This is a genomic window from Algibacter marinivivus (genome assembly GCF_003143755.1).
Taxonomy (GTDB): Bacteria; Bacteroidota; Bacteroidia; order Flavobacteriales; family Flavobacteriaceae; genus Algibacter_B; species Algibacter_B marinivivus.
In genome coordinates this window covers 91,311-102,048 of sequence record NZ_QFRI01000002.1, presented here as the reverse complement: position 1 = coordinate 102,048, position 10,738 = coordinate 91,311, and the positions used below count along the sequence as shown (strand labels likewise).

At 31.9% G+C, this 10,738-nt stretch carries 12 protein-coding genes; 10 read left to right on the top strand and 2 right to left on the bottom strand.

Going from position 1 to position 10,738, the window contains the following annotated elements:
• The 3 genes from hisA to hisIE all read left to right on the top strand — a co-directional run bounded on the left by hisA (window position 1) and on the right by hisIE (window position 2,164).
• Window positions 1-735, top strand: a complete 735-nt coding sequence (hisA, locus tag DIS18_RS08840; RefSeq protein ID WP_109352717.1) for a 1-(5-phosphoribosyl)-5-[(5-phosphoribosylamino)methylideneamino]imidazole-4-carboxamide isomerase — start codon at window positions 1-3, stop codon at window positions 733-735.
• On the top strand, window positions 735-1,490 hold the full coding sequence (gene hisF / locus DIS18_RS08835) for an imidazole glycerol phosphate synthase subunit HisF (RefSeq protein ID WP_109352716.1): 756 nt from the start codon (window positions 735-737) through the stop codon (window positions 1,488-1,490). Before hisA ends, hisF begins: the two co-directional genes overlap by 1 nt.
• A gap of 80 nt (window positions 1,491-1,570) precedes the next feature.
• Window positions 1,571-2,164 carry a bifunctional phosphoribosyl-AMP cyclohydrolase/phosphoribosyl-ATP diphosphatase HisIE gene (gene hisIE / locus DIS18_RS08830; RefSeq protein ID WP_109352715.1) on the top strand — a complete coding sequence of 198 codons (594 nt, stop codon included), beginning with the start codon at window positions 1,571-1,573 and terminating at the stop codon, window positions 2,162-2,164.
• Window positions 2,165-2,216: 52 nt separating this feature from the next.
• Here hisIE and DIS18_RS08825 read toward each other — a convergent pair whose 3' ends face one another.
• Complete coding sequence (locus tag DIS18_RS08825) at window positions 2,217-2,633, bottom strand: hypothetical protein (RefSeq protein ID WP_109352714.1); 417 nt, start codon at window positions 2,631-2,633, stop codon at window positions 2,217-2,219.
• 95 nt (window positions 2,634-2,728) lie between these two features.
• On the opposite strand from DIS18_RS08825, the gene DIS18_RS08820 reads away from it, so the two are divergent.
• Both DIS18_RS08820 and DIS18_RS08815 read left to right on the top strand, forming a co-directional pair.
• Window positions 2,729-3,505: a tRNA pseudouridine synthase A gene (locus DIS18_RS08820; RefSeq protein ID WP_109352713.1), complete on the top strand. Its 777-nt coding sequence runs from the start codon at window positions 2,729-2,731 to the stop codon at window positions 3,503-3,505.
• 37 nt (window positions 3,506-3,542) lie between these two features.
• Window positions 3,543-4,226 carry a DUF2461 domain-containing protein gene (locus DIS18_RS08815; protein WP_109352712.1) on the top strand — a complete coding sequence of 228 codons (684 nt, stop codon included), beginning with the start codon at window positions 3,543-3,545 and terminating at the stop codon, window positions 4,224-4,226.
• Here the strand turns inward: DIS18_RS08815 and DIS18_RS08810 are convergent.
• On the bottom strand, window positions 4,223-4,639 hold the full coding sequence (locus tag DIS18_RS08810) for a glyoxalase (RefSeq protein WP_109352711.1): 417 nt from the start codon (window positions 4,637-4,639) through the stop codon (window positions 4,223-4,225). The two genes, DIS18_RS08815 and DIS18_RS08810, sit on opposite strands and share 4 nt — an antisense overlap.
• Before the next feature lie 117 nt (window positions 4,640-4,756).
• Between DIS18_RS08810 and DIS18_RS08805 the strand changes: the two genes are divergently transcribed.
• The 5 genes from DIS18_RS08805 (at window position 4,757) to DIS18_RS08785 (ending at window position 10,676) form a co-directional block, all read left to right on the top strand.
• Complete coding sequence (locus tag DIS18_RS08805) at window positions 4,757-5,644, top strand: DUF72 domain-containing protein (RefSeq protein ID WP_109352710.1); 888 nt, start codon at window positions 4,757-4,759, stop codon at window positions 5,642-5,644.
• Complete coding sequence (locus tag DIS18_RS08800) at window positions 5,616-6,779, top strand: GNAT family N-acetyltransferase (RefSeq protein WP_109352709.1); 1,164 nt, start codon at window positions 5,616-5,618, stop codon at window positions 6,777-6,779. The genes DIS18_RS08805 and DIS18_RS08800 overlap by 29 nt, the downstream gene beginning before the upstream one ends.
• Before the next feature lie 260 nt (window positions 6,780-7,039).
• The gene (gene leuC, locus DIS18_RS08795; RefSeq protein ID WP_109352708.1) at window positions 7,040-8,446 is read left to right on the top strand and encodes a 3-isopropylmalate dehydratase large subunit; all 1,407 of its coding nucleotides are present in this window, start codon (window positions 7,040-7,042) and stop codon (window positions 8,444-8,446) included.
• Between the two features lie 12 nt (window positions 8,447-8,458).
• A complete protein-coding gene (gene leuD, locus DIS18_RS08790) occupies window positions 8,459-9,058 on the top strand; it encodes a 3-isopropylmalate dehydratase small subunit (protein WP_109352707.1) in 600 nt (199 codons plus the stop codon).
• 97 nt (window positions 9,059-9,155) lie between these two features.
• Window positions 9,156-10,676, top strand: a complete 1,521-nt coding sequence (locus tag DIS18_RS08785; protein ID WP_109352706.1) for an alpha-isopropylmalate synthase regulatory domain-containing protein — start codon at window positions 9,156-9,158, stop codon at window positions 10,674-10,676.
• Window positions 10,677-10,738: the final 62 nt, after the last annotated feature.

The window sequence follows — 10,738 nt, the reverse complement described above, 5'->3', positions numbered from 1 at the left end:
ATGAGAATAATACCAGCCATAGACATCATAGACGGAAAGTGCGTTCGCTTAACCAAAGGGGATTATGATACTAAAAAAGTATATAATGAAAACCCGCTTGAAGTTGCAAAAATGTTTGAAGCTTCAGGGATTGAATATTTGCATTTAGTAGATTTAGATGGTGCTAAAGCAAAACATATTGTAAACTATAAAGTATTAGAGCAAATTGCTTCAAAAACCAAGTTGAAGATTGATTTTGGAGGTGGTTTAAAAACCAATGAAGATTTGCATATTGCTTTCAATTCTGGTGCAAGACAAATTACTGGTGGTAGTATAGCTGTGAAAGACAGAGACACTTTTGAAGGTTGGGTTTCTAAATATGGAGGAAATAAAATTATCTTAGGAGCAGACAGTGATGCAGGAAAAGTATCTATAAGCGGTTGGATGGAACAAAGTAAAGAAGATGTTATTCCGTTTATAAAAGACTATCAAAAGAAGGGGATTCAGTATGTTATTTGTACTGATATTTCAAAAGATGGTATGCTTGAAGGACCTTCGTTCGATTTGTATAAAGAAATCATTGAAGAGTGCTCCAATAGTAGTAGCGGGCAATCTATAAAATTAATAGCATCTGGTGGGATTTCACATATTGATGAATTACCAAAGTTAATTCAGTTAGGTTGTGAAGGCGTTATTATTGGTAAAGCAATTTATGAAAACAGAATCAGTCTTTACGAACTAGAAAAATTTGTATAATGCTAACAAAACGAATTATACCATGTTTAGATATTAAGAACGGGCGCACAGTAAAAGGCGTGAATTTTGTTGATTTGCGTGATGCAGGAGACCCTGTAGAACTAGCAAAACAATATGCTGATCATGGGGCTGATGAATTGGTGTTCTTAGATATTGCAGCAACTTTAGAGAATAGAGGCACTACTTTAGATATGGTATTGCATGTCGCAGAACAAGTAAATATACCTTTTACTGTTGGTGGTGGTATTTCCAGTGTTGAACATGTTGATGCATTGTTACAATGTGGAGCAGATAAAGTGTCTATTAACTCGTCGGCAGTAAAACGACCAGAATTAATCAATGAATTGGCTGATAAATTTGGAAGCCAATGTGTTGTTGTAGCTATTGATGCTAAAAAAATTGATAACGAGTGGTTTGTGCATCTTGCAGGAGGAACCATTCCAACAGAAATTAAATTATTTGAATGGGCAAAAGAAGTTGAAGAACGTGGCGCAGGAGAAATTTTGTTTACATCTATGAATCACGATGGAACTAAAAATGGATTTGCAAATGAAGCTTTAGCTAAATTATCAGATGAATTGAATATTCCAATAATAGCATCTGGAGGCGCAGGAAATGTGCAGCATTTTATTGATACTTTTGAAAAAGGAAAATCTGATGCGGCTTTAGCTGCTAGTGTATTTCACTTTGGTGAAATCCCTATTCCAGAATTGAAAAAAGAATTAAAAGCAAATAATATAGAAGTTAGATTATAGTTGTCATTCCTGCGAAGGCAGGAATCCACTATTTAAGTTTTAAATAAAATAGATTCCTGCCTTCGCAGGAATGAAAAAAAATGGAAATAAAATACGACTCAAACGGATTAGTGCCAGCAATCATTCAAGATGCCACAACAAAAAAAGTTTTGATGTTAGGCTATATGAATGAGGAGGCTTATCAAAAAACATTAGACACTAAACAAGTGACTTTTTTTAGTAGAAGTAAACAACGTTTATGGACTAAAGGTGAGGAAAGTGGAAACTTTCTAAACCTTGTTGATATTAAAAATGATTGTGATAATGATTCATTATTAATTCAAGTAAATCCTGTTGGACCAACGTGTCATACTGGAACTGATACTTGCTGGAAGGAAAACAATAATGCTTCTTATGGATTCTTTTCAACGTTAGAAGGTGTAATTGCAGAACGTGTTGCAAATAAAGACACCAATAAATCTTATGTGGCAAGTTTGTTTTCAAAAGGGATTAATAAAGTCGCTCAAAAAGTAGGAGAGGAGGCTGTAGAAACCGTTATTGAAGCCATGGATAATAATGATGAGCTGTTCTTATATGAGTCAGCAGATTTATTATTTCACTACTTAATGTTGCTACAGGCCAAAGGATTTACTTTAAAAGATATTGAGGAAGAACTTAAAGGCAGACAAAAATAAATTAAAAAGGCATTAGAAAATCTAATGCCTTTTTTATGCGAATTATTAATCTTTAAGACAACCAACCATTAGCTTCAGATTTTCTAGCAAACCAGACAAAAGCTAAAGCAAAAACAATGATCATAATTGTCATTACTATGCTTGAAGCATAACCATTTATTAAAAGATATCCCATTTGAACAATTACTGCTAGTAACGATAATAGCCATAATTTAACAGACCAAGATTTTCTAAGTAATAATCCAATTGCTGCTAAAGCGCCAGCAAAAACGGCTATCGCAAATGCTGCTGTAACCCAAGAAGGCAAGTTTGCAGCTATTTCAAGTTGTTCTGGCGTGTACATTTCACGATAACGTTCTGTATTGTAAGCTTGTTGTAAATATTCGTTTACACCCATGGCGTTCCAGACTAAAGCAATGACGCTTACTATCCAGAACCAGATTGGTGGTTTGTTTGTTGAGTTAGTCATAAATTATTAGTTTTAGTTAGTATTAACCAATACAATGTATAAAATTTTTGTCACAATTGATAAATAGACTAATTTCCGCACTCTAAAAGCGCATAATGAAAAAGTATTTTTACGTTATAGATATTCAATATTTGGGTTATCGTTTTCATGGTTGGCAAAAGCAACCTGATGTAAAAACATTACATCTTATGGTTGATAGAACTTTGAATTTTATTCTAGAAGGTAAATACTTTAAAAGTTTAATTTCAGGAAGAACAGATGCTATGGTATCAGCAGAACATGCTGCTTTTGAATTGTTTTTAAAAGAACCAATTGAAGATAAAAATGCTTTTTTAGACTTATTCAATTATAATTTACCACAAGATATTCGGGCATTTAGTATTAGAGAAGTTGATAAGGATTTCAATATCATTAACCATTCCAAGGTTAAGGAATATATATACCTTTTTGCTTATGGCGAAAAATGCCATCCGTTTTGTGCACCTATAATGACAACTATTCTTGATGATTTGGACATTCAGCTAATGAAAGAAGGTGCAAAGCTTTTTGAAGGTAAAAATTATTTGTGGTCTTATTGTTATAAGCCAACTGAAAATGGTATTTATACTCGAGAGATTCTTCAATGCGAGTTGGTTGAAAATACTATATATTCGGCTAATTATTTTCCTAAAAAAACATATTTATTAAAAGTAAAAGGAAAGGGGTTTATGCGAAATCAAATTCGTTTGATGATGGGAACACTTATTGATTTAGGAAAAGGAAAATTAACTCTTCAAGATATTAAGAACTCTTTGGTTCCGGATAGCAGAATTAAGATGAATTATATTGCACCGGCTTCAGGTTTAATTCTTAACAAAATAGAGTTTGAATAATACTTAAGCTTTTGTAGCTTTATAAAAAATAAATATTATGAGTGCATCAGTGCCAAAATCTGTTTTTGCATTTTTTAAAAAACTAGAGAAAAATAACAATCGTGATTGGTTTAATGATAATAAGTCTGAATTTAAAGCTATTGAAAAAGATGTAAAAGCTTTTTATAATACCATTCATGAAAACTTAAATATTCATGATGAGATTGATAAACTCAAGATTTTTAGAATTTATCGAGATGTACGTTTTTCAAAAAACAAGCTACCTTATAAAACACATTTTGGAGGCTCATTTCATAGAACAAAACCAAGATTAAGGGGTGGTTATTATTTACATATTCAGCCCAATAATGAAAGTTTTATAGCTACTGGTTTTTGGGAACCTGCTAAAGAAGATTTGATGCGGATTCGTAAAGAATTTGAAATGGATGATTCTGAAATTCGTGAGATTTTAGCAAATAAAAAATTCAATTCAGTTTGGGGAGATTCGTTTATAGGCGATGAAGTGAAGTCTGCTCCAAGAGGATTTGCTAAAGATCATAAAGCGATTGATTTAATTAAAAAAAAGCAATACATTTTCACTAAAAAATATACCGACAAAGAAGTGCTTGATGTTAATTTTTTAAACGAAATTGATATGTCATTTAAAGCGATTCGACCATTTTTTGATTATATGAGTGATGTGTTGACTACGGATTTGAATGGGGTTTCTTTAATTGATTAAACAACAGCCAAAAGCTCAGGCTTATCAAACAATTGAATATGACTCAATAAGCGCTGTTTCACAATATTCATCATGCGTTTATTTAAAGCCGAAGAATTTTCAATATAGATACCATATTCTTCAACTGTAAACTGACCTATAATCATACCTTTCATTGAGTTGCGGAGTTTCATGTCTTTTTGAATTGCGTTTTCGATATAAATCATGCGTTTTTCTATAGACAAATCATAAAAAACAGATTTATGTTTTGTAATGTAATTTCTAAAAACAGCAATTAATAAATCATTTTGAAACTTAATAATAGGGCGTAAAACTAAATTCTGAAAACGCTCATCAGTACTCATATTATCATTAATAGTTGCACTTAAAATTTCTGGTCTGATGCTTTTAAGATTGAATTGTCTGGAGTTCATGTTGTAGATTTTTATTAAAAATATTGAATATACATGCTGGATTTATTGCTTTAACTTATAATTGTTAACGAGGTTATCAACATTCAAGTTTTATTATCTTTATTAAAAATTAGAAACATGAAATTCGGAAGCGTTGATAATCCAGAATTAATAGACTTTACATTTCCAAAGGACCATCCCGACACCAAAAAAGTTCTAGGAAAAGTTAAGGACGATAATATTCCAGAAATCTATGTTGGTTGTGCAAAATGGAATAGGGCAGACCTAAAAGGATTTTATCCAAGAGGCACAAAAGACGAGTTGGTTTATTATTCGTCTCAGTATAATTCTATTGAGATGAACGCAACATTTTATAGAATTTTTCCCGCGGAGCAATTTGCAAAATGGTATGATAAAACCCCAAATGGTTTCAAATTTTTTCCTAAGTTAAATCAAGAAATTAGCCATTGGAAGCGGTTAAATGAAACACAAGAAGTGGTTGATAATTACCTCTATAATGCTTCAAACTTAAAAGAAAAACTTGGTACTATATTTTTACAAATGCATTCTAATTTTGCGCCCAAAGATTTTAATAGGGTTATCACCTTCGTGGAGAGTTGGCCAAAAGACATTCCGCTAGCCATAGAATTCAGACATACCAATTGGTATAATGATAAAGCGATTGCTGAAGATTTATATCAACTTTTAGAAGCTAATAATATTTCAAACGTCATTGTTGATACAGCTGGAAGGCGCGATTTAATGCACATGCGATTAACTAATGCTACTGCTTTTGTGCGTTATGTTGGTGCTAATCATTCCACAGATTATACACGATTGGATGATTGGATTGAACGCTTAAAGTTATGGAAAGATCAAGGCATTAAAGAAATTGATTTTTTTATTCATCAAAACATTGAAAAAGAATCTCCGTTGTTATCGGCTTATTTTGTAAAAAAAATAAATTCAAGATTAGGTTATAATTTAATTATTCCAAATGAAGATAAACAAACAAAACTTCTCTAATTTTTTTGAAAATATTTTTAATCATGGCGGTAAAATACCAAATTTTATTCGCTCAATCTTAAATTCAAAAAGTAAAGAGCTTTTATATCAATCGTTAAACAGTAATAATAATTTAAATTTTCATATACTCAATTTTGTTCCTGATTATTTTAAATTTGATGTTAATCAATCTATAAGTAAAAAAGAAGTAGTTCAGTATCAAAAGGCATATGCCTCTTTTTTAGGTAATTACAACTCTGTTGATGAGTACATAAAAAATCAATTTAAGAAAAATGCTCGTCATATATTCAAGAGAAAAAAAAGACTGGAATTATGTTTTGAAATTGAATATGTTAAGTATTATGGTTACATCTCAAAAATGGACTATAATTTTTTAATGACATCATTAAAAATAATGTTGGAGAGAAGGTTTAAACAGAGAAATGAAACTAATAAATACCTAAAATCTTGGGAACATCTATATGAAAATACATTTATGCTCATAAGAGAAAAAAAAGCTTCCATTTTTGCAATTTTCAATAATAAAACTCCAATTCAGGTCTCAATTCAATCTCATTTTGGGGATATAATGCATAGTTTAATTATTGCTTATGATATAGATTATAGTAAATTTTCGTTAGGGAATACAGCTGTTTATGAACAAATTAAATGGTGTTATATTAATAATTATAAAATCCTTGATCAAGGTTATGGCTATTTGGAATACAAGCGTTTATGGAGTAATTATATTTACAGGTATAAGTATATGATTTTTTTCAACAAAAAATCTTTAAAGTCAATTCTTAGAGGGCATGTAATGTGTTTTAAATTAAACATTCTAGAGTATCTTAAATCTAAGGAATTTTTAAGAGTGCTAAAGGATAACTTTTTGGGAACTCAAAAAGCAACAAAGCCATTAAATTCTTTGGGTTATAAATTTGCTTTTAAAGATTTAGATGAAGAGATACCCTTAAATAAACTGACGGTTTTTAATATTGAAGACTTTTCGCCATTGAAACAAATCGTTTTCGATTTTCTATATTTAAATGCTTCGCATATAGATACTGTTCAAGTGTTTAAAATTGATTCTGAAATTGATACTTTTTTAATTTCTGGAGAAAAGAAAAAACAAAAAGTAATTTTCCAGAAAAGATAAAAAACTCATGTTTATTAATATTAATGCTAATAAGAGTTTTTCTATTACAACTCTATTTAAAGATTATAACCAAAATTCATTTTTTTTTAAATAAAATATAATTTATATACTCTTTGTTGTGTTTTTTATAAAAATTCAATAACAATGTAGACTAAACTTTCTAATAAATGTAATTAAATATAAATTTGTAGACTGTTATGACTTTTTGGGTGAATTATATTCACTTTTAAGTTTGTAGCGCTATAAAACCTTTATTATTTATGAGTAAGACATTATTTGACAAAGTGTGGGATTCACATGTTGTTAGAAAAATAGAAGACGGACCAGACGTGTTTTTTATAGATCGTCATTTTATACATGAAGTTACAAGTCCAGTTGCTTTTGTTGGTTTAAAACAAAGAGATATTGGTGTTATGTATCCAGAGCGCACGTTTGCTACTGCCGATCATAATACACCAACTTGGAATCAACACTTACCAGTTGCAGATCCTTTATCAGCAAATCAATTAGAAGCTTTAGCTAATAACGCTGCTGAATATGGTATTTCTCACTGGGGCTTAGGACACAGAAATAACGGTATTGTTCATATTGTTGGACCAGAAAATGGTATTACACTTCCTGGTGCTACTATTGTTTGTGGAGATTCGCATACATCTACACATGGTGCTTTTGGAGCTATTGCTTTTGGTATTGGTACTTCAGAGGTAGAAATGGTATTATCTACACAATGTATTATGCAACCTAAACCAAAGAAAATGCGTATTAACGTAAATGGTAAATTAGGTTTTGGGGTAACACCAAAAGATGTTGCCTTATATATTATTTCAAAGCAAACAACATCAGGTGCTACAGGTTACTTTGTAGAATATGCAGGTGATGTTTTTGAAGATATGACAATGGAAGGCCGTATGACCGTTTGTAACTTATCTATTGAGATGGGTGCTCGTGGTGGTATGATTGCTCCTGATGAGAAGACTTTTGAGTATATAAAAGGAAGGAAACATACACCAAAAGGCGCTGATTGGGATAAAGCGATGGATTATTGGAAAACACTTAAAACGGACGATGATGCTGAGTTTGATGTAGAATTTAATTATGATGCAGCAGATATAGAACCTATGATTACTTATGGTACCAATCCAGGAATGGGAATGGGTATCACTAAATCAATCCCTAAAGCAGATGATGTTGAAGGAGGAACTTCTACTTACAAGAAATCTTTAGGTTATATGAAGTTTGATGAAGGTGATGATATGATTGGAAAACAAGTAGACTATGTTTTCTTAGGATCTTGTACAAATGGGCGTATTGAAGATTTTAGAGCATTTTGTTCTATAGTTGAAGGACGTAAAAAAGCAGATAATATTACTGCTTGGTTAGTTCCAGGATCACATAAGGTAGTAGATCAAATTAAAGAAGAAGGTTTAGATAAGATTTTAGAAGCAGCTGGTTTTGTATTAAGAGAACCTGGTTGTTCAGCTTGTTTAGCAATGAATGATGATAAAGTACCTGCTGGAAAATTAGCAGTATCTACATCTAATCGTAATTTTGAAGGGCGTCAAGGTCCAGGATCAAGAACATTATTAGCATCTCCGCTTGTAGCAGCAGCTACAGCAGTTGAAGGTGTAGTAACAGATCCGAGAACATTAATTGAAGTAACAGCTTAAAAGAAAAAAGAAATGGCTTACGATAAATTTGAAGTATTAACAAGTACGGCATATCCACTACCAATTGAGAATGTGGATACAGATCAAATCATACCTGCTCGTTTCTTAAAAGCAACAGAGCGTAAAGGATTCGGGGATAACTTTTTCCGCGATTGGAGATATGATTCTGAAGGAAACCCTATAGCGGATTTTCCTTTAAATGATAACAAATATGCAGGATCTAAAATTTTAATAGGAGGAAAGAATTTTGGTTCGGGCTCTTCTAGAGAGCATGCAGCATGGTCTGTTTATGATTTCGGATTACGTTGCGTAATTTCATCTGCTTTTGCAGATATTTTCAAAGGAAACTGTTTAAATGTTGGTGTATTACCAGTACAAGTTTCAGCTGATTTTGCTCAAAAATTATTTGATGCTATTGAAGCGGATTCCAAAACAGAAATTAAAGTTGATCTACCAGCACAAACAGTAACCTTAGTAGCTACTGGTGAATCTGAATCTTTTGATATTAACGGTTATAAAAAAGGCAATATGTTGAATGGTTTTGATGATATAGATTATCTTCAAAACATGAAAGAAGAAGTAGGGACTTTTGCTGAAACCCGACCTTTCTAAGTTTTAAGTTTAGTTAACAATACATAAATTTATGTAAAACTATTAGAAAAGCATTCCATACTATATGAAATGCTTTTTGTGAATTTATAAACCCTCAATGAGTAAGAGATACGTAGAAATAATGGACACGACATTGCGCGATGGTGAACAAACCTCGACGGTGTCGTTTTCTGCTTCAGAGAAATTAACTATTGCTAAACTTTTACTTGAAGAATTAAAGGTTGATAGAATTGAAGTGGCTTCTGCTAGAGTCTCAGAAGGGGAGTTTCAAGCTGTAAAAGATATTACAGATTGGGCAGCTGAAAATGATTATTTAGATAAAGTTGAAGTATTGACTTTTGTTGATAAAGGCGTATCTATTAATTGGATGATTGAAGCAGGAGCTAAGGTTCAAAATCTGCTTACTAAAGGTTCTTTAAATCATTTAACTCATCAACTTAAAAAGACTTCTAGTCAGCATTTTAAGGAAATATCAGAAGTGATTTCGCTGGCTTCAAAAAAAGACATTGTAACTAATGTCTATTTGGAAGATTGGAGTAACGGAATGCGAAACTCCAAAGACTATGTTTATGAGTTTTTAGATTTTTTGAAAACTCAAGATGTTGCTCGAATTATGCTTCCTGATACTTTGGGTGTTTTAACACCTAAAGAATCTTACGATTTTATAAAAGAAATAAAAGATACCTATTCAGATTTGCATTTTGATTTCCATGCGCATAATGATTATGACTTAGGCGTATCAAACGCTATGGAAGGTTTAAAAGCTGGTGCTGATGGTTTACATTTAACTGTAAATGGTATGGGCGAGCGTGCTGGAAATGCACCTATGTCTAGTACTATTGCTGTGATTAATGATTTTATGCCTGATGTAAAAGTTAGTGTAAATGAAAAAATGCTTTATACTGTTAGTAAATTGGTTGAGAATTTCTCGGGGGTTATGATTCCTGCGAATAAGCCAATTATAGGTGCTAATGTATTTACGCAAACTGCAGGAATACATGCGGATGGCGATAATAAAAACAATTTATATTTCAGCGATTTGATGCCTGAGCGTTTTGGTAGAACACGCCAATATGCTTTAGGAAAATCGTCTGGGAAAGCCAATATTCAAAAAAACTTGCAACAATTAGGACTTCAGCTTGATGATGAAGACTTAAAGAAGGTAACGCAACGTATTATTGAGTTAGGTGATAAAAAACAAGTGGTTACTAAAGAGGATTTGCCTTATATAATATCTGATGTTTTAGATAGAACGTATGAAGAAAAGGTAAAGGTAAACTCTTATGTATTAACACACTCTAAGGGTTTAAAACCTTCTACAACGGTTTCCATTACTATTGAAGATGAAACTTTTGAGCAGAATTCTCAAGGGGATGGTCAGTTTGATGCCTTTATGAATGCCGTTAAAAGTGTTTTTAAGAAAAAGAAAGTGATATTGCCAAGTTTGATTGATTATGCGGTAAGGATACCACCTGGAAGTAATTCTGATGCTTTATGCGAAACCATTATTACTTGGAAGGCTGTTGATAAAGAGTTTAAAACTAGAGGTTTGGATAGTGATCAAACGGTTTCGGCTATTAAGGCTACAGAGAAGATGTTAAACATTATTGTTAGCTAATAGTTGGCAAATAAACCCGCGTTAGGGATTGAGGCATTTGTTGAAGCTCCCCGACCTAGGAG

What these genes read in the sequence shown, in the direction of transcription:
- leuD (WP_109352707.1), top strand. Translation starts at nt 8,459, where the DNA reads ATGGCTTACGATAAATTTGAAGTATTAACAAGTACGGCATATCCACTA.
- DIS18_RS08805 (WP_109352710.1), top strand. Translation starts at nt 4,757, where the DNA reads ATGAAATTCGGAAGCGTTGATAATCCAGAATTAATAGACTTTACATTT.
- leuC (WP_109352708.1), top strand. Translation starts at nt 7,040, where the DNA reads ATGAGTAAGACATTATTTGACAAAGTGTGGGATTCACATGTTGTTAGA.
- DIS18_RS08815 (WP_109352712.1), top strand. Translation starts at nt 3,543, where the DNA reads ATGAGTGCATCAGTGCCAAAATCTGTTTTTGCATTTTTTAAAAAACTA.
- DIS18_RS08810 (WP_109352711.1), bottom strand. Translation starts at nt 4,639, where the DNA reads ATGAACTCCAGACAATTCAATCTTAAAAGCATCAGACCAGAAATTTTA.
- hisF (WP_109352716.1), top strand. Translation starts at nt 735, where the DNA reads ATGCTAACAAAACGAATTATACCATGTTTAGATATTAAGAACGGGCGC.
- DIS18_RS08820 (WP_109352713.1), top strand. Translation starts at nt 2,729, where the DNA reads ATGAAAAAGTATTTTTACGTTATAGATATTCAATATTTGGGTTATCGT.
- DIS18_RS08800 (WP_109352709.1), top strand. Translation starts at nt 5,616, where the DNA reads ATGAAGATAAACAAACAAAACTTCTCTAATTTTTTTGAAAATATTTTT.
- DIS18_RS08825 (WP_109352714.1), bottom strand. Translation starts at nt 2,633, where the DNA reads ATGACTAACTCAACAAACAAACCACCAATCTGGTTCTGGATAGTAAGC.
- hisA (WP_109352717.1), top strand. Translation starts at nt 1, where the DNA reads ATGAGAATAATACCAGCCATAGACATCATAGACGGAAAGTGCGTTCGC.
- hisIE (WP_109352715.1), top strand. Translation starts at nt 1,571, where the DNA reads ATGGAAATAAAATACGACTCAAACGGATTAGTGCCAGCAATCATTCAA.
- DIS18_RS08785 (WP_109352706.1), top strand. Translation starts at nt 9,156, where the DNA reads ATGAGTAAGAGATACGTAGAAATAATGGACACGACATTGCGCGATGGT.